The sequence below is a fragment of the Delftia sp. GW456-R20 genome, from assembly GCF_001622915.1.
GTDB classification, from domain to species: Bacteria; Pseudomonadota; Gammaproteobacteria; order Burkholderiales; family Burkholderiaceae_C; genus Comamonas; species Comamonas acidovorans.
On record NZ_LWCN01000005.1, the window covers coordinates 1115510 to 1133929 of the forward strand.

An 18420-nucleotide genomic window follows, 5' to 3' on the forward strand; every position below is an offset into this window, starting at 1 on the left:
AAGCGATGGCCCATGCCCCAGCATGCCCTGCCGGAATCGGTGCTGCCGGTGCAGTCAATCCTTCCAGCGCTCGCGTATGTCTTCCAGCTGCGGGCGCAGGCCGATGAACAGCGGCACCAGGCGCGGGTCGAAGTGGGCGCCGGCCTGCTGCTCTATGTGCTCCATGGCGTCGTCCACGGTCCAGGCGTGCTTGTAGGGGCGCTCCGTGGTGAGCGCGTCGAACACGTCGGCCACGGCCACGATGCGCGAGGCCAGCGGAATGTCCTCGCCCGCCAGGCCCTGCGGGTAGCCCGTGCCGTCCCATTTCTCGTGATGGGTCAACGCAATGCTGTAGGCCATCTGCAGCACCTGGGAGTCGTGCTCGCCGATGATCTCGGCGCCGATCTGCGGATGGCGGCGCATGACGGTCCATTCCTCGGCCGTCAGCGGGCCGTTCTTGAGCAGGATGGCGTCGGGGATGCCGATCTTGCCCACGTCGTGCATGGGCGCGGCGTTGAGCAGGTCGTCGGCCCACTCGTCGGTGCAGCCGGCCGCCAGCGCCAACGTCTTTGCGTAGTGGCTCATGCGGATCACGTGCATGCCGGTTTCGTTGTCGCGGTACTCGGCCGCGCGGCCCAGGCGCTGCACGATCTGCAGGCGGGTGCTGCGCAACTCGTCGAGCTTGACCAGCGACAGGTGGTTGCGCACCCGCGCGCGCACCACGGGCGCACGCACGGGCTTGACGATGTAGTCCACCGCGCCGGAGGCAAAACCCAGCGCCTCGTCCTGCCCGTCCGACAGGGCCGTGATGAAGATCACCGGGATGCGGGCGGTGTCGGCCTGTGCCTTGAGCTGGCGGCACACGGCGTAGCCATCGAGCTCGGGCATCATGATGTCCAGCAGGATCAGGTCCGGCTGGTGCTGTGCCAGCTGCAGTGCCTTGCGCCCGTCCGTGGCGAACGAGAGCCGGTAGTCCTCGCCCAGGATCTGGCGCAGCACATGCAGGTTGGTCGGGTCGTCATCGACCAGCAGCAGGCGCGGGCGCTTGTCCGTTGCCAGTAGATTGGGCGCATTCATGCTCTGTCTCCATCGATCGAGGGCAGTTGCTGCTGCAGCTGCTGGGCGCATTCCTGCGCACGCTCGAAGTCGAAATTATCCAGTGCCTGCTGCAGTGGTTGCAGCTGTTCGGCCGTCAGTATGCGCACCAGGGCCTGCATGGCCTGCCCGTCCAGCTCCCCGCTTTGCAATGCGGCAACGATGCGCTCCAGCCAGGGCCGGGCATCGGCCGGCAGGCAGGACGCGCCGCCCTGCGGCCCGGCATCGGCCACGGGCGGCGCCGGTGCCGTGCCGCCGGGCAGCGCCTGGCCCGCGACCTCGGCCACCGGCATGGCGGCCGGATGGCGCTGGCGCAGCTCCTGCGTCACCGCATCCAGCGCCTGCTGCAACTGGTCGATGAGGGCAAGCAGCTGGGGCTGCGGGGCGCCATCCTGCGCATGGCCTTCCAGGCGCGATGCCAGGCGGTACACGGCCTGCAGCCCCAGGTTGCCTGCCGCGCCGCGCACGCGGTGCGCCAGGCCCACCAGGGCCTCGGTCCCCGGGCGCTGCAGGGCGCGGCGCAGGCGATCGGCCAGGTCAAGCTGCTCGTTCAGAAAGCGCCGAATGGCGGCCACCAGCGGATCGACCCGGCCCCACAGCGCAATGCCCGAGGCCCAGTCCACCGTGACATCGGGCAGCCCCGCCTGGGCACTGGCGGGCGCGGGCGGCCTGGCCTCCTTGAGCGCCACCTGCAGCGACAGCAGCCGCGCGATCTCGGCCTGCAGCCGCGCCATGTCCAGCGGCTTGGAGGCAAAGCCGTCCATGCCGGCGGCGCTGGCGTCGCTGCGGTCCTTCTCCAGCACGCTGGCCGACAGCGCGACGATGGGCACGGGCCGGCGCTGCAGTTGCCGCTCCCAGACGCGGATGGCGCGCGCCGCCGCCAGGCCGTCCATGCCCGGCATCTGCAGGTCCATCAGCACCACGTCGAAGGGCGGCTCCTGCGCCTGCACGCAGCGCAGCGCCTCGGCGCCGTCATGCGCCAGTGCCATCTGGTGGTTCTGGCTGGAGAAGTTGATCTGCAGCAGCTCCAGGTTCTCGGGCACATCGTCCACGGCCAGGATGTGCAGCGGCGGCAGGCCGCGGCTGGCCGCGCCGCGCTCGGACAGCGGGCTCTCGCCGACCGGCAGGGGCAGGCGCACCTCGAACACCGTGCCCACGCCCACGGTGCTGTGCAGCTGGATGCTGCCGCCCATGAGCTCGGCCAGCTGGCGTGAGATGGTCGTGCCCAGGCCCGTGCCGCCAAAGCGCCGCGTGGTCGAGGCGTCGGCCTGGGCGAAGGGGTCGAAGATGCGGTGGATCTTCTCGGGCGCGATGCCGATGCCCGTGTCATGCACATCGAGCTGCAGCACGCCCTGCTCGTAGCGCACGCGCAGCAGCACATGGCCACGCTCGGTGAACTTCACGGCATTGCCCAGCAGATTCACCAGGATCTGCTGCACGCGCATGCCGTCGCCACGCAGGGCCGCCGGGGTGTGCGGGTCGTAGTCCAGGCGCAGGTCCAGGCCCTTGCGGTCGGCCGTGATGCGCAGCGACGCCAGGATCTGCTGGCACAGCTCGCGCACCGAGAAATCCTCGATCTCCAGCTCCACCGCGCCCTTGTCGAGCTTGGCCGTGTCCAGGATGTCATTGAGCAGGCGCAGCATGGAGCGCGCCGCGTAGTGCACCGTGTCCAGGTAGCGCGCCTGCGTGGGCTGCAGGGCGGTTTCGCGCAGTGCCTCGGTGAAGCCGATGATGGCGTTCATGGGCGTGCGGATTTCGTGGCTCATGTTGGCCAGGAAGGTGCTGCGCGCGGCGGCGGCCGCCTCGGCATGCTCCTTGGCCAGCACCAGCTCCTGGGCCAGCTTGCGCTGAGCACTGATGTCGGTGAGCAGCTTGACGATCTTGTAGGGCCGGCCATCGGCGTCGCGTATGGGGTTGTAGGTGGCCTGCACCCAGATGCGCCGCCCCTCGCGCCCGCAGCGCAGGAATTCGCCGGCCTGGAACTCGCCCTCGGCCAGGCGGCGCCAGAACTGCACATGCTCGGGCGTGTGGGCATAGCCGGGCTCGCAGAACATGCCGTGGTGGCGGCCCGCGACCTCGTCGAGCCGGTAGCCGAACAGGTCCAGGAAATTGCGGTTGGCGCGCAGCACTTGGCCCATCAGGTCGTACTCGATGGTGGCCAGCGACAGGTCAATGGCGCGCACCGTGCCCTCGAACTCGGCATTGCGCGCGCGCGTCGCCGTCTGGTCCATGATCACGCCGTCGATCCAGGTCAGCTCGTCGTGCTCGTTGAAGACGCCGCGCCCGGTCTCGGACACCCAGCGGGTGCTGCCGTCGCGGTGCAGCAGGCGGTAGTCGGCGTTGTAGGTGTGGCGCCGTGACAGCGAATGCGAGACCGCAGCCTCCAGCCGGTCGCGGTCCTCGGCATGGATGAGCCGGTCCCAGCCCGTGAGTCCGTCCGTGAAGTCCTGCTCCGTCCAGCCGGTCAGTTCCTTGATGGAGCGGCTGAGCAGCAGCGGCGTCCACTTGCCGTCGTACAGGCAGCGGAAGGTGGTGCCCGGCACGTTGTTGATCAGGGTGCGGTACTGCTCCTCGCTGCGGCGCAGCGACTGCAGCATCTGGCGGCGCTCGCGGATGTCGGTCACAAAGCCCACGAACAGCGGATCGCCCGCAATCGCCACCCGGCCCACGGCCAGGCGCACGGCGATCTGCGTGCCGTCCTTGTGCAGGGCATGGACATCTCGGCTGGAGCCGAGCAGGCCTGCAAAGCCCGCGGCCAGCTGCTTTTCCAGCGAGCCGCCCTCACCATCGCAGCCCGACGCAGGCATGAGCAGGCTGGCGCTGCGGCCCAGCACCTCCTGCGCCGTCCAGCCCAGCAGCCGCTCCGCCGCGCCGTTGAACGAGACGATGCTGCCGCGCCCGTCGATCATCACGATGCCGTCCACCGCCGTATCCACCACGGCGCGCAGGCGCGACTCGCTGCGCTGGACCTGCCGGTAGATCTGGCGGTAGCGCAGCGTCATGTTGACCGCGAGCACCAGGCCGAAGATCAGCACCACCACGCCCACGATGGAGAACACCAGCAGCGCATGCGTGGGCGCCTCCTGCTGCGCCAGCGCATCGATACCGGGCTTGAGGCGCAGTGCGTACAGGCCCGCATAGTGCATGCAGGAAATGGCCATGCCCATGACTATGCCGGCCACCAGCGTGGGCCACAGGCGGCCCGTGTTGCCCAGCCGAAAGCGCACCCACAGCGACAGCATGGCCATGGTGGCGGCCACGATCACCGACAGCAGCACGCCCCAGGGGTCGTAGAGCATCAGGCTCCAGGTCTGGGCCGCCGCCATGCCGATGTAGTGCATGGAGCCAATGCCCAGCCCCATGAGCACGCCGCCGCCGACCAGCGCCTGGGCGGACAGCCGGGGCCGCACCATCAGCGTCAGCGCCAGCCAGGACGCCAGCATGCTGGGCAGCATGGACAGCGCGGTGATCCAGGGGTCGTAGTCGCCGAAGGTGCAGGGCACAAAGGCGAGCATGCCGATGAAGTGCATGGCCCAGATGCCGGCGCCCAGGCAGAAGGCGCCGGTCAGCACGCCGGTGCGGCGTATCCGGGGCGAGGCGGCATTGCGCGCCAGCCCCGCGATCTGCATGGCCATCATCGACGTGGCCACGGCCACCCCCACCGACAGCGCCACCAGGCCCGGATGCAGCCACTGGAACCACTGCGGATGGGGTGCCCATCCGAGCACGAAGATCTCGTCCCAATTCATGGCGCCCCCCCTGAATGGCACAGGGCCACGGCACCTGCCTGCCCGCCATCGATAGTCTTCATGTCTTTGATAATCATTTTCGATTGGCCGCAGCTATTGATCACACCTAGCATGGAGTCTCATCACGAGAAAAGCCCCGAGGAAAGCCCCATGACCCGCATCCGCCAGACCTTGCACCACCACCGCCACACGCTGATGAAAACCGCCAGCTACTACGTCATCCACGTCACGGTGGCGGCGGCCGTGGCCTATGCCGTGACCCGCAACCTCTGGGCCGCGCTGACGCTCAGCCTGCTGGAGCCCACCGTCCAGGCCGTGGCCTTCTTCTTCCATGAAAAGCTCTGGGAACGGGGCCTGCGCCGCCGTGCCGATGCCGCCGCCGCGATGGCGCCGCCCACGGCTGCAGCCTGAGCCTGCCGGGAGCGCGGAGATGAACATGCCCATGCCCATGCCGACACCCATGCAGCCCCTTGGCGCAGACTCATTCGGGAAATGGCTGGCCGAGACCCTGGCCAGGATGGTCGATGGCGGCACGGGCTGAAACCCGGCCCTGCCGTGGCGGCAAGAGAGGTGGACATGGCGGCGCATGGTGGCAAGAACCCGGGAAATGCGAAATCGTTGGTATCAAGGCGCTGCTCGTACGGCCCAGGGCCGACACGGAATCCATGCATGCATGTCGGCGCAATCGGGGCGGACTGAAGCCCTGGCCCCGGCCACAATGCCAAACATTGTCAAGCGCATACGCTGCAAAAACCTGAGCACAAGCTGTGCAAAAACCTGTGCACATCCTGATATCAAACCTGTGAATTTCCTCTTTCCAAGGCTGTGATAAACCCGTTCATCCATGGTGCACGGACAGCAGGGCGTCAATGAACACCCGGGCCGCACGCCCAGGGGCCACGGCATTGCGCCAGACCGCGAAGAAATCGCACAGATAGAAAAAGCGGTGCGGTGCCACGGCCTGCAGCAGGCCCTGGTCCTGCATGGCCTGTGCATAGTGATCGGGCAGAAAGCCCAGGTAGCGGCCCGATCGCACCAGCATGGCAATGGCCTCCTGGTCAAAACCCGTGGCCTGGCGCTGCAGGCCGGCCTGGTGGCTGAGCGCCATGTTGGGCGACTGGTAGCCCAGGCCTGCGAAGGCATGCGCACCCAGGCTGTCCCAGTCCAGCCCGCCATGGTCGGCGCCATGCAGCGGATGGCCGGGAGCGCAATACAGCTGCATGCGCTCGCCAAACAGCCGGGCGCTGTCCAGGGCGCCCGAACTGGGTGCCGATGGCAGCACGCCCACCTGCCAGCGCCCCTCCATCAGCCCGCGCTCGATGGCCTGGATGGAGGCCACATGCAGGCGCAGATGCAGCTGCGGCGCCTGGTCGTGCAAAACGCCGATCGCCTCGGGAATGCGCGACTGCGGATTGCCCACGGTCTTGTCGAACAGCGCCACGTCCAGCGTGCCGGCCAGCCGGCCATGGATGTCGTCCACCTGGCCCAGGAAGCCTTCCACGCCACCGAGCAGTTGCAAGGTGGCCTCGTAGATGCGATGGCCTTCGGGCGTGAGCGCGAAGCCCGCGCGCCCGCGCCGGCACAGCGTCAGGCCCAGGCGCTCCTCCAGGTCCTTCATATGGCGGCTCAGCGTGGAGCTGCCGATGTTCAGCTCCAGCTCGGCAGCCGACATGCCGCCGCACTCGACCACGGCCTTGAATACGCGCAGCAGGCGCAGGTCCATGTCGCCCAGCTGGCCCAGCGCGGCGCGCGCGCGCCCGTCCCGCGCCGGGCGGCCTGGGGTGCTGTCCATCGAAAAATCCGCCATCGCCCTTCGCCTCCCGGTGCCCGCCTGAACCGGCCACCACTACAGGGGAGCCACTATAGGCGAGCACCAGGGCGGCATCGGCCATGGATTCCCACAATGCGCGCTCTCCGGGCCCGGACCGGCAAGCCCCTGCTCACTTGCAGGAATCCGCAAGTGAACCTCGATATCACGCACTTCGAGAAATCAAAAGGCACGATCACAATGGGCCGGTTCCTTTTTTTCTTTTCCGGCCCGAGGAGATCACCATGACCCTGGTTCCCACCGAACAAGGCGCTGCAGCCGCCACGCGCACCGATGCCGCCTGGCTTGACGCCCACTGGATGCCCTTCACCGGCAACCGCGAGTTCAAGGCGCGCCCGCGCATGATCACCAGCGCCCAGGGCGCCTACTACACCGATGCCGACGGCCGCAAGATCTTCGACGGCCTGTCGGGCCTGTGGTGCTCGGGCCTGGGCCATGGCCGCCGCGAGATCGCCGAAGCCATCGGCCGCGCGGCCCAGCAGCTGGACTATGCGCCGGCCTTCCAGTTCGGCCACCCGGCCTCGTTCGCGCTGGCCAACAAGATCAAGGAGCTGACGCCTGCAGGCCTGGACCATGTGTTCTTCACGGGCTCGGGCTCGGAGGCGGCCGACACGGCGCTGAAGATGGCGCGCGCCTACTGGCGCGCCAAGGGCCAGGGCGGCAAGACCCGGCTGATCGGGCGCGAGAAGGGCTACCACGGCGTGAACTTCGGCGGCATCTCGGTCGGCGGCATGGTGGGCAACCGCAAGACCTTCGGCCAGGGCGTGGAGGCCGACCACCTGCCGCACACGCAGCCGGCGCTGGGGTCCTTCCACAAAGGCATGCCCACCACCGATGGCCGCGCGCTGGCCGACCGGCTGCTGGACCTGATCGCCCTGCATGACGCCAGCAACATCGCGGCCGTCATCGTCGAACCCTTCTCGGGCTCGGCCGGCGTGGTGATTCCGCCGGCCGGCTATCTGCAGCGCCTGCGCGAGATCTGCACGCAGAACAACATCCTGCTGATCTTCGACGAGGTCATCACGGGCTTTGGCCGCTGCGGCGCCATGACGGGGGCCGAGGCCTTCGGCGTCACGCCCGACATCATGAACATCGCCAAGCAGGTGACCAATGGCGCCCAGCCCCTGGGCGCCGTGGTGGCCAGCAAGGAGATCTACGACACCTTCATGGCGGCCGGCGGCCCCGAGTACATGCTGGAGTTCCCGCACGGCTACACCTACTCGGCCCACCCCATTGCCTGCGCAGCAGGCGTGGCCGCGCTGGACCTGCTGCAGCGCGAGGACGGCCCGGGCCGCGTGCGCGCGCTGGCCCCGTTCTTCGAGCAGGCCGTGCACAGCCTCAAGGGAGCAAAGCATGTGGCCGACATCCGCAACTTCGGCCTGGCGGCGGGCTTCACCATCGAGTCGCTGCCCGGCGAGCCGGCCCGCCGTCCCTACGAGATCGCCATGAAGTGCTGGGACAAGGGCTTTTACGTGCGCTACGGCGGCGACACCATCCAGATCGCGCCGCCCTTCATCAGCGAGAAGGCCGAGATCGAGCGGCTGGTCAGCGCCCTGGGCGATGCCCTGACGGAAACGAACTGAGCATCTCCGGCACATGAGAAAAGCCCCTGGGCCGTGAGGCCGCAGGGGCTTTTTACATGGCAACGGCAAGGCTGCGAAATCAGTCCAGCGTGATGCCCGCGTTCTTGATCACATCGCGCCACTTGTCCACTTCCACGCGCAGAAACTGGGCCGAGGCATCGGGCTTGAGGCCCGAGGGCAGCACGCCCATGGCGTCCAGCTTTTCCTTGACCTCGGGCGCGGGCAGGGCCTTGGCGATCTCGGCGTAGAGCCGGTCCACGATGGGCTTGGGCGTGCCTGCGGGCACGGCCGCGAGGAACCAGGCATCGGCCGTGAAGTCCTTGAGGCCGGCCTCGGACATGGTGGGCACGTCGGGCATGGACTGCAGGCGTTCGTTGTGGGCCACGGCCAGGGCACGCACCTTGCCGGCCTTGAGCTGCGCGGCAATCGTCACGGCCGTGAGAAAGCCGAAGTCGGTCTCACCGGCGGCCAGCGACACCACGGAAGGCGCACTGCCCTTGTAGGGCACATGGCCGATCTTGACCTTGGCCTGCATGGCATACAGCTCGGCGCCCAGGTGGTTGGGGCCGCCCGTGCCCGACGAGGGGTAGTTGAGCTTGCCGGGCTGGGCCTGGGCCGCCGCCGTCAGCTCCTTGAGCGAGTGGAACGGGCTTTGCGCGCCCACGGTGAGCACCAGCGGGCTGCGTGCCACCAGGCTGATGGGCGCGAAGTCGCGCAGCGGGTCATAGGGCAGCTTGGTGTACAGGCCCTTGGCCATGGCCATGCAGCCCACATCGCCCAGCACCACGGTGTAGCCGTCGGCCGGCGCCTTGGCCACCAGGTCGCAGCCGATGGTGCCGTTGGCGCCGGGCTTGTTGTCCACCACCACCGTGGTGTGCATGCTCTCGCCCATCTTTTGCGCCAGCAGGCGGCCCAGGATGTCGGTGGAGCCGCCAGGCGCAAAGGGCACGACCAGGCGAATGGTCTTGGACGGATAGCTGCCTGCGCCCTGGGCATGGGCGAGGGGCGCCGCCAGCGTGGCCGCCAGCGCCAGGCCGCCGGCCAGGGCGCGCCACAGGGCAGGGGTACGGGAAGATGCGAAAGGGGTTTGTCTCATGCTGTTGTCTCGTGAGGGGGTGGAATGCGTGAAGGCCGAGCGCGCGGCAGCATACCAGCAGCGGGCGGCGCGAAACGCGTGGCCTGGGCCGGCAATGACCGGCGCGGGACAGTTCAGGAGGCCGCGCGCTTGCGTGCGGCGGCGGGACGCGCCGACGGTGACTTGGCGGGCGCCTTCGGAGCCGCCTTTGCGGTGGTCTTCGCGACGGCTTTTGCGGCGGTCTTCGCGGCCGGCCTTGCCGTTGTTGTTGGCGCTGTTTTTGCTGCCGGTTTCGGTGCCTTTTTTGGTGCAGTCCTCGGCACTGCCATCGCAGGCTTTTCCACCGGCTGCACGGCGCGTTGCGGACGCGGGCTGCGCAGGCTGTCGGCATCCAGGATGAGCCGCCCCTGGATGCGGCCCTTCATGCGCTTGACGCTGCTGGCTGCATCCCGCATGTGCTGCTGCATCAGCGCATGCACCTTCACGGCATCCCGTTCGCGTGCGGCCTGCACGATGTCGCGGTGGATCCGGGCATTGGCCTCGCCGAAGCGCCGGTGCTCGGACTGGGGCGTGCGGTTGGCGAAGACGATGAGCTGGCGAATCATCTCGTTGATGAGCTCGCAGGTGAAGCGCAGGAAGGGGTTGGGATTGGCCGCGGCAAGGATGTCGTGGAAGTTCACGTCCTCGCGCCGCTGGCTGACCAGGTCCTCGCTGCTTTGCGTGGGGTCGCAGCAGGCGATGCTGTGCTCCAGCGCGTCGAAATCCGCCTCGGTCAGATGGGGCACGGCGCCTGCCGCCAGCTCGGGCTCCAGCATCTGGCGCACCGTGTAGATGTCGTCGATGGTCACCTCCTGGAAGAACAGGTAGTTCTGCATGAACTGCAGCGTGCGGTCCAGCGGCACCTCGACGACCGTGCCACCGCCCGAAGGGCCGGTGGAGATGGTGATCAGCCCCTGCACTTCCAGCGATTTGAGGGCCTCGCGGATCGTGCCCTTGCTGACCTGGAACTGTGCCTGCAGCTCGCTTTCGCGCGGCAGGCGGTCGCCGGGGCTGAGGTTCTTTTCGGTGATCAGGCGCTTGATCTCCTGGGCCACGAGATCCGGGCGCTTGAGCTGCCGGATTGCCAGGGAGGGCGACTTGGGTGTATCCATTGTTGTGTTCTCCGGAAGGGCACCGGATCGTGTCCGCGCCCAGTCTGCATGCGGGTTTGGTGCAGTATGCACCGCCATGGCGCGTGGCCGTGCCCGCCTAGGGTTAGCACGCGCCCTATTTCTTCTATTTATCACTATAAATATGAATCAAGGAGCCTGCACGCACCCATTTCGACTGGCATGCAACTTGCTCTGAAAAGCGTACCCGGGCCGCAGCGCCTTCAGTCCCCATCACGGAGATCCCATGCAACGTCGTCACCTCCTGCAACTCTCGGCACTGGGCGCATTGCCCGCATCGCTGGGCCTGGGCCGCAGCGTCTGGGCGCAGTCCAAGGACAGCATCCAGTTCGCCTGCCCCGTGCCCATGTCGGGCGCCTTCGCGGCCAACGGAAAGTATGCGGACCTGGGCATGAAGCTGGCCATCGAGCAGTACGGCAAGGCGCTGGGCCGCCCGCTGGCCTACACCGTGCTGGACACCGAGGGCAAGCCCGCCACGGCCGTGCGCAAGCTGCAGGAGTCTTCGCAGCAGCAGGGCACGCGCTTCTTCGCAGGCGGCATCCTGTCGTCGGAGGCGCTGGCCATGGGCAAGGAGGCCGAGAAGACCGGCGGCATCTTCATCACCACCGCAGGCGCCGACGAGATCACGGGCAAGGACTGCAACAGCGCCACCTTCCGCTGGTCGGCACCCACCTTCGGCGCCATCGAGCAGACCGTGCGCCCGCTGGTCGAATCCCTGCCCAAGGCCAAGCGCTGGTACACCATCACGCCGCAGTACGTGTTCGGCGACGGCCTGCTGACGGCGGCCAAGAACATCTTCAAGGAAAAGGGCATCGAGCATGTGGGCAACAGCTACCACTCGCTGACCGAAAAGGAGTTCAGCGGCTACCTGACCAATGCCGTGGCCGCCAAGCCCGACGTGCTGCTGCTGCTGAACTTCGGCGCCCAGTCCTCGGACACGCTGCGCCAGGCCATCAGCTTCGGCATGAACAAGAACATGACCATCCTGATCGCCTGGGCCTCGGGGCTGGAGCAGTTCGAATCGCTGGGCGCCGACCTGTGCGACGGCGTGTACTTCGGCGCCCAGTACTGGCACACGGTGGACACGCCGCTCAACCGCGATCTGGTGCAGCGCTGCAACGACAAGTTCAAGGCCAATCCCAACTACAGCCTGGCCGGCCACTACATCTGCACCAAGCTGATGATCGACGCCATCATCAAGGCCGGCACGGCCGACCCCAAGGCCGTGGTCGCCGCGCTGGAAGGCATGAAGTACCAGGGCCTGACGGGCGAGGAAGAAGTGCGCAAGGCCGACCACCAGGTGCTCAAGAGCTACTACCTGCTCAAGGGCAAGGCCAAGTCCAAGATGAAGAACAAGGACGACTACGTGGATGTGGTCAGCTCCGGCAAGTCCTTCCTGCCCATCGATCAGACCGGCTGCAAATTGGCTTGAAAGCCCCCTGAGCGGCTACGCCGCTTCCCCCTCTCGCGTCGCGGGGGGGACGGCACCCTCGCGGCGGGGCGGCCCTTGCTCGGTGCCCCTCGCCTGGGCCTCGCCAGTTTCATGGCGAACCGCGCATCAAGGCCGCCACGGCGCCTCCTTCGTCCATCGTTTCGGACCCTGTATGAGCATCTATCTGCTTCAGACCATCAACGGGATCGGCATAGGCATGCTGTATTTCCTGTTGGCCGTGGGCCTGTCCATTGTTTTCGGCCTGCTGCGTTTCGTGAATTTCGCGCACGGTGCCTTCTACCTGCTGGGCGCCTATTTCTGCTACCAGATGACGCGCTGGGGCATGAGCTTCTGGCTGTCCCTGGTCGTGGTGCCGCTGGCCGTTGGCGCGCTGGGCTGGCTGGTGGAAAAGCTCATGCTGCGCCATGTGTATGCCAAGGCGCATGAGTTCCACATCATCGTCACCGTGGGCCTGGCCCTGGTGGTGCAGGAGCTGGTGATCGTGCAATGGGGCCCGCTGGGCGACAGCGTGGCCGTGCCCGATCTGCTGCAGGGCGTGGTGATGTGGGGCAGCTTCGTCTATCCCAAGTACCGGCTGTTCGTGATCGGCTTCACCGCCGTGCTGGCCGTGCTGCTGTGGTGGCTGCTGGAGGGCACGCGGCTGGGCAGCGCGGTGCGCGCGGGCAGCGAATCGACCGAGATGGTGTCCCTGCTGGGCGTGAACGTGCTGCGCATCTTCAGCCTGGTGTTCGCGCTGGGCGCGGCCACGGCGGCGCTGGCCGGCGTGCTGGCTGCGCCCATACGCGGCGCCGAGCCCTTCATGGGCGTGGAGGCGCTGGGCGTGGCGTTCGTGATCGTGGTCGTGGGCGGGCTGGGCAGCTTCGGCGGCGCCCTGGTCGGCGGCCTGCTGATCGGCATCGTGCAAAGCGTGATGAGCACGCTGTGGCCCGAGGGCGCGCGCCTGATGATCTACGTGGCCATGGCCGCCGTGCTGCTGCTGCGACCCCATGGCCTGCTGGGCCGCAAAGGATGAAGACCATGACCAGGCATTCCCATCTCCTTCTCGCGCTGGCCATCGTGGTCGCCATGCCGCTGTGCATGCAGTCGGGCTCGCTGGCCAGCGAGGTGCTGATCTTCGGCCTCGCGGCCATGGGCTGCAATCTGCTGCTGGGCTACACGGGGCTGCTGTCCTTCGGGCAGGGCATCTTCTTCGGCCTGGGCAGCTACACCATCGCCCTGCTGCTGACGCGCTGGCCCCTGCCCATGCCGCTGGCCCTGCTGGCCGCCACGGCCATGGGGGCCGTGGGCGCGGCCATCGTCGGCTGGGTGGCCATACGCCAGCGCGGCACCTACTTCGTGATGCTGACCCTGGCGTTTGCGCAGATGTTCTATTTTCTGGCCTACTCGGCCACGGACATCACCGGCGGCGACAACGGCCTGCTCGATGTGCCCCGCCCCGCCCTCGCGGTGGCCGGCCAGACGCTGTGGCCGCTGGCCACGCCCTGGCAGTACTACGGCTTTGTGGCCGTGCTCTTTCTGGTGGTGTTCTGGCTGCTGCGTCGCGTCTGCGACTCCATGTTCGGCCGCACCCTGCTGGCCGTGCGCGACAACGAGGAGCGCGCCGCCGCCGTGGGCTACGACCTGAGGCTGCTCAAGCTGCAGGCCTTCGTGATCTCGGGCGCGGTCACGGGCCTGGCCGGCGCGCTGCACGCCATGATGACGGGCATCGCCCCGCTGTCCAACGCCGAGTACCACACCAGCGAAATGATCCTGGTGATGACCGTGATCGGCGGCACGGGCAACCTGCTGGCCTCGGTGCTGGGCGCGGCCTTCTATGTGCTGCTGGGCGACTGGCTGTCCACCCTGTGGCCGCGCTGGCTGCTGCTGCTGGGCGTGGTGCTGATGATCGTGAGCCTGGGCCTGCAGCGCGGCCTGTGGGGCCTGGGCGAGAGCCTGTGGGCCCTGGTGCGCCGCAAAGGGCCGGCAGATGCCGAGGCGGCCGCTGCAGAAACCAAAGGAGGCCAGGCATGAGCGCCGCAGCATCTCCCATCCTGCTCGAGGCCGTGGGCGTCGAGAAACGCTATGACAAGTTCGTCGCCCTGGGCGGCGTGGACCTCAAGGTCCGCGCCCACACCGTGCACTCGGTGATCGGCCCCAACGGTGCGGGCAAGACCACGCTGTTCCACATGCTCACGGGCACCAAGAGCGTGAGCGGCGGGCGCATCGTCTTCGACGGCCACGACGTGACGCGCGAGCCCGACCACCGCCGCGTGCGCCGTGGCATGGCACGGTCCTTTCAGGTCACCAGCCTGTTCCTGACCCTGCCCGTGCGCGAGAACCTGCGCCTGGCCGCGCAGGGCGTGGCCCCCGCCAGGGCCCTGGACTGCTGGAACGCGCCCGTGGGCGCGCGCTCCATGGCCGATACCGTGGCCAGCGTGCTCTCGCGCCTGGGCCTGGAGCGCCACGCGGACACGCCGGCCGGCAACCTCTCGCACGGCCAGCAGCGGCGGCTGGAGGTGGGCATGGCCCTGGCCGCCCGACCCAAGGCCATCTTCCTGGACGAGCCGACCTCGGGCATGGGCATCGACGACCTGGACGAGATGAAGCGCCTGATCCAGGGCCTCAGGGACGAGCACACCGTGGTCCTCATCGAGCACAACATGAACATCGTCATGGACATCTCCGACACCATCACCGTCATGCAGCAAGGCCGCGTGCTGGCCGAAGGACTGCCCCACGAGATCCGCGCCGACGAGCGCGTGCGCAGCGCCTATCTGGGCAACATGATCACGGGAGGAAAGGCATGAGCGGTCCCCTGCTTTCGGTCGAGGGCATACACGCCCACTACGGCAAGAGCCATGTGCTGCAGGGCGTGTCGCTGCAGGTGCAGGACGGCGAACTGGTCACGCTGCTGGGCCGCAACGGCGCGGGCAAGACCACCACGCTCAAGTCCATCGCGGGGGTGATGCAGCCCTCGCAGGGGCAGATCCGCTTCGGCGGCGAGCCCGTGCACCGGCTGGCCACGCACCAGGTGGCCCAGCGCGGCATCTGCCTGGTGCCGGAGCACCGCGGCATCTTCAAGCTGCTCACGGTGGAGGAGAACCTGCTGCTGGGCCAGCGCAAACGCTCGCCCTGGCAACTGGCCGACATCTACCGCATCTTCCCGCGCCTCAAGGAGCGGCGCGGCAACGGCGGCGGCCAGCTGTCGGGCGGCGAGCAGCAGATGCTGGCCATAGGCCGCGCCCTGATGAACGCGCCGCGCCTGCTCATGCTGGACGAGCCCGTCGAGGGCCTGGCGCCCGTGATCGTGGAGGAGATCGTGGCCCAGCTCAAGACCATCAAGGCCGCTGGCGTGGCGATCTTGCTGGTGGAGCAGAACCTGGAGGTCTGCACCCAGCTGGCCGACCGCCACTACATCATCGAACAGGGTGCGATTGCGCACGAGGCAGGCAATGCCGCTTTCCTGGCCGATGACGCCATCAAGGACCGGTATCTCGGTGTAGGGATCGCCTGATCCACCGCCTTTCGCATTCCCAGGAGTCATTCATGGATCTCAGTACCCCTCTTGCAGCCACCGCCGTTGCGGCCGGGCTGCGCACCGACGGCGCCCGCCTGTGGCAATCGCTGATGGACCTGGCGCGCATAGGCGCCACACCCAAGGGCGGCGTGTGCCGCCTGGCGCTGACGGACCTGGACCGCCAGGGGCGCGATCTCTTCGTGCAGTGGGCGCGCGAGGCCGGCTGCAGCATCCGCGTCGATGCCATCGGCAACATCTTCGCGCGGCGCGCGGGCCTGGACGATGCGCTGCCGCCCGTGATGACGGGCAGCCACATCGACACCCAGCCCACGGGCGGCAAGTTCGACGGCAACTACGGCGTGCTGGCCGGGCTGGAGGTGCTGCGCACGCTCAACGATGGCGGCGTGCGCACGCGCGCCCCGGTGGAGGTGGCCGTGTGGACCAATGAGGAAGGCTCGCGCTTCGTGCCGGTGATGATGGGCTCGGGCGTGTTCGTCAATGCCTTCACGCTGGAGCATGCGCTGGCCCAGCGCGATGCCCAGGGCGTGAGCGTGGACGAGGCGCTGCGCGCCATCGGCTATGCCGGGCCGGCCGGCCCGGCGCCTGCGGTGGGCGCGTATTTCGAAGCCCATATCGAGCAGGGCCCGGTGCTGGAAAACCATGAACGCGTGATCGGCGTGGTCAGCGCCGCGCTGGGCCAGCGCTGGTACGACGTCAGCGTGCAGGGCATGGAGGCCCATGCCGGCCCCACGCCCATGGAGCTGCGCCACGACGCACTGCTGGCCGCCAGCTGCATCGTGGCCGAGGTCAACCGCATCGCCGTGGACCGCCTGCCGCATGCGCGCGGCACCGTGGGATCGCTGGAGGTATTTCCCAACTCGCGCAACGTGATCCCGGGCGGGGTCAAGCTCAGCGTGGACCTGCGCGCGCCGGACGACGGCCAGTTGCTGGACATGGACGCCGCACTGCGCGCGGCCTGCGAGCGCATTGCCACCGCGCGTGGCGTGACCATTGGCGTGGAGCAGGTCGTCTACTTCCCGCCCCAGCCCTTCACGCCGCACCTGGTGGAGGCCGTGCGCGCCAATGCCGCCGACCTGGGCTACAGCGCCATGGACGTGGTCAGCGGCGCGGGCCACGATGCCGTCTACCTGGCCCGCGTGGCGCCTGCCGCCATGATCTTCGTGCCCTGCGCCGACGGCATCAGCCACAACGAGATCGAGGACGCCGAGCCCGCGCACCTGGAGGCCGGCTGCAACGTGCTGCTGCGCGCCATGCTGGCGGCCGCGGGCGTGGTGCAGGCAGCGGACGGCGGGGTGCCGGCATGAAGATCCTGATCGCCCGGCTCAACCACGAGACCAATACCTTCTCGCCCGTGCCCACGCCCATCGAGGCGTTTGCGCCCACCTATGGCGAGGCCGCCTATTCGGCCAACAAGGGCATGCGCACGGCCATGGCCGCCTTCATCGACCTGGCCGAGGCGGCGGGCGCCACCCTGGTCACGCCTGTGTCCGCCACAGCCAACCCCAGCGGCCCCGTGCATGCGGCCGCCTACGACGAACTCACGCACCGCATCGTGGCGGCCGCGCCGGGCTGCGATGCCATCTTGCTGGACCTGCACGGCGCCATGGTGGCCGAGAACAGCGCCGACGGCGAAGGCGACCTGCTCGAACGCGTGCGCGCCGCCGCGCCCGGCGTGCCCGTTGGCGTGGCGCTGGACCTGCACGGCAACATCACCGAAAAAATGGTGGGCAATGCCGATGTGATGGTCGGCTTCAAGACCTATCCGCACATCGACATGTACGAGACCGGCGAGCACGCGGGCCGCCTGCTGCTGGACATGCTGGCCGGCCGCGCGCGCTACGCCGTGTGCTGGCACCGCCTGCCCCTGATGAGCCACACGCTGCGCAGCACCACGCTGGACGGCCCCATGCTGGACGCCGTGAACGCAGCGCGCGCCCTGGAAACGGAGGGCCTGCCCGCGGTCTCGGTGTTCGGCGGCTTCTCGCTGGCCGACATCGCCGCGCCCTGCGTGAGCGTGGTCGCCACCTGCAGGACCGACGAGCGCGCGGCCACCCAGGCGAGCGTGGACGCGCTGGCCGCCCGGATCTGGCAGCGCCGCGCCGACTACGTCTACCGCAGCGAGCCGCTGGCCGATTCGCTGCGCCGCGCCCAGGCCCTGGCCGAAGGCGCCGACCGCCCCGTGCTGCTGCTCGACCATGGCGACAACTGCATGTCCGGCGGCACCTGCGACACCATGGACGTGCTGCAGACCGCGCTGGAGCTGGGCCTGTCAGGCATTGCCGTGGGCCCGCTGTGCGACCCCGAAGCGGTTGCCTCGCTCACGGCGGCCGGCGAAGGCGCCGAAGTGGAGATCGCGCTGGGCAACAAGGTGTCGCTCGAAGGCATCGGCCTGCACAAGCAGCCGCTGCGGCTGCGCGGCACGGTGCGCGCCGTCAGCGACGGCGCCTACACGGTCAGCGGCCCCATCTACACGGGCCAGCGCTGCCACATGGGCCGCACGGTCTGCCTGGACACGGGCGCAGCGCAGATCGTGATCACCGAGCAGACGCACGAGCCCTGGGACCTGGGCGTGTTCCACTGCGTGGGCATGGACCCGACGCGCTTTCGCTTCGTGCTGCTCAAGTCGCGCATGTACTGCCGGCCCGTCTTCGTGCCGCTGTCCGCCGGCCTGGTCGAGTGCGACAGCCCCGGCGTGACCACCTCGGACTATTCGCGCTTTCCGTTCGCCCGGGTCAGCCGCCCGGTGTTTCCGCTGGACGCCATCTGATGGATGCCATGTGATTGCCCGGCTTTGCGGCGGCGCGCAAGCAAAGACCGCCGCCGCCGCGGGGCATTGGGCAACCAGGCATCACAACAGTTTCACAGCAGGGCCCGGCTATTGCCTGTCGGCCTACAATCGGTTCCCCCCTACCTCGGCCGACGGCACGCGGGCTGATCCGCGCGTGCGTTGGCCATGCCTTCGCTGGAGACGC

14 protein-coding genes are annotated in these 18420 nt (G+C 68.4%); 9 read left to right on the forward strand and 5 right to left on the reverse strand.

Going from position 1 to position 18420, the window contains the following annotated elements; genetic code table 11:
* Positions 1–54 precede the first annotated feature (54 nt).
* Both A4F85_RS28850 and A4F85_RS28855 read right to left on the reverse strand, forming a co-directional pair.
* On the reverse strand, positions 55–1056 hold the full coding sequence (locus A4F85_RS28850; protein ID WP_012207812.1) for an HD-GYP domain-containing protein: 1002 nt from the start codon (positions 1054–1056) through the stop codon (positions 55–57).
* Positions 1053–4823, reverse strand: coding sequence for a PAS domain S-box protein (locus tag A4F85_RS28855; RefSeq protein WP_063328571.1), 3771 nt, complete (start codon positions 4821–4823; stop codon positions 1053–1055). The genes A4F85_RS28850 and A4F85_RS28855 overlap by 4 nt, the downstream gene beginning before the upstream one ends.
* 150 nt (positions 4824–4973) lie before the next feature.
* On the opposite strand from A4F85_RS28855, the gene A4F85_RS28860 reads away from it, so the two are divergent.
* The gene (locus A4F85_RS28860; RefSeq protein ID WP_013804781.1) at positions 4974–5234 is read left to right on the forward strand and encodes a DUF2061 domain-containing protein; all 261 of its coding nucleotides are present in this window, start codon (positions 4974–4976) and stop codon (positions 5232–5234) included.
* Positions 5235–5661: 427 nt separating this feature from the next.
* Here the strand turns inward: A4F85_RS28860 and A4F85_RS28865 are convergent, their stop codons facing one another.
* The gene (locus A4F85_RS28865; RefSeq protein ID WP_063328572.1) at positions 5662–6630 is read right to left on the reverse strand and encodes a LysR family transcriptional regulator; all 969 of its coding nucleotides are present in this window, start codon (positions 6628–6630) and stop codon (positions 5662–5664) included.
* A gap of 245 nt (positions 6631–6875) precedes the next feature.
* On the opposite strand from A4F85_RS28865, the gene A4F85_RS28870 reads away from it, so the two are divergent.
* On the forward strand, positions 6876–8234 hold the full coding sequence (locus A4F85_RS28870) for an aspartate aminotransferase family protein (protein ID WP_013804783.1): 1359 nt from the start codon (positions 6876–6878) through the stop codon (positions 8232–8234).
* A gap of 79 nt (positions 8235–8313) precedes the next feature.
* Here A4F85_RS28870 and A4F85_RS28875 read toward each other — a convergent pair whose 3' ends face one another.
* Together A4F85_RS28875 and A4F85_RS28880 are read right to left on the reverse strand one after the other, a co-directional pair.
* Positions 8314–9330, reverse strand: coding sequence for a Bug family tripartite tricarboxylate transporter substrate binding protein (locus A4F85_RS28875; RefSeq protein ID WP_013804784.1), 1017 nt, complete (start codon positions 9328–9330; stop codon positions 8314–8316).
* A 113-nt stretch (positions 9331–9443) separates the two neighbouring features.
* Positions 9444–10460: a FadR/GntR family transcriptional regulator gene (locus tag A4F85_RS28880; protein WP_063328573.1), complete on the reverse strand. Its 1017-nt coding sequence runs from the start codon at positions 10458–10460 to the stop codon at positions 9444–9446.
* A gap of 244 nt (positions 10461–10704) precedes the next feature.
* Here A4F85_RS28880 and A4F85_RS28885 point away from each other — a divergent pair, with 244 nt between their 5' ends.
* The 7 genes from A4F85_RS28885 (at position 10705) to A4F85_RS28915 (ending at position 18215) form a co-directional block, all read left to right on the forward strand.
* The gene (locus A4F85_RS28885) at positions 10705–11910 is read left to right on the forward strand and encodes an ABC transporter substrate-binding protein (RefSeq protein ID WP_063328574.1); all 1206 of its coding nucleotides are present in this window, start codon (positions 10705–10707) and stop codon (positions 11908–11910) included.
* Between the two features lie 172 nt (positions 11911–12082).
* On the forward strand, positions 12083–12943 hold the full coding sequence (locus A4F85_RS28890) for a branched-chain amino acid ABC transporter permease (protein WP_012207821.1): 861 nt from the start codon (positions 12083–12085) through the stop codon (positions 12941–12943).
* A 5-nt stretch (positions 12944–12948) separates the two neighbouring features.
* Positions 12949–13941, forward strand: a complete 993-nt coding sequence (locus A4F85_RS28895; RefSeq protein WP_170962116.1) for a branched-chain amino acid ABC transporter permease — start codon at positions 12949–12951, stop codon at positions 13939–13941.
* The gene (locus A4F85_RS28900; protein ID WP_043820693.1) at positions 13938–14717 is read left to right on the forward strand and encodes an ABC transporter ATP-binding protein; all 780 of its coding nucleotides are present in this window, start codon (positions 13938–13940) and stop codon (positions 14715–14717) included. The genes A4F85_RS28895 and A4F85_RS28900 overlap by 4 nt, the downstream gene beginning before the upstream one ends.
* The gene (locus tag A4F85_RS28905) at positions 14714–15424 is read left to right on the forward strand and encodes an ABC transporter ATP-binding protein (RefSeq protein WP_013804788.1); all 711 of its coding nucleotides are present in this window, start codon (positions 14714–14716) and stop codon (positions 15422–15424) included. The genes A4F85_RS28900 and A4F85_RS28905 overlap by 4 nt, the downstream gene beginning before the upstream one ends.
* A 32-nt stretch (positions 15425–15456) precedes the next feature.
* The gene (locus tag A4F85_RS28910; RefSeq protein ID WP_063328575.1) at positions 15457–16752 is read left to right on the forward strand and encodes a Zn-dependent hydrolase; all 1296 of its coding nucleotides are present in this window, start codon (positions 15457–15459) and stop codon (positions 16750–16752) included.
* Positions 16749–18215: a M81 family metallopeptidase gene (locus A4F85_RS28915; RefSeq protein WP_063328576.1), complete on the forward strand. Its 1467-nt coding sequence runs from the start codon at positions 16749–16751 to the stop codon at positions 18213–18215. Before A4F85_RS28910 ends, A4F85_RS28915 begins: the two co-directional genes overlap by 4 nt.
* Positions 18216–18420: the final 205 nt, after the last annotated feature.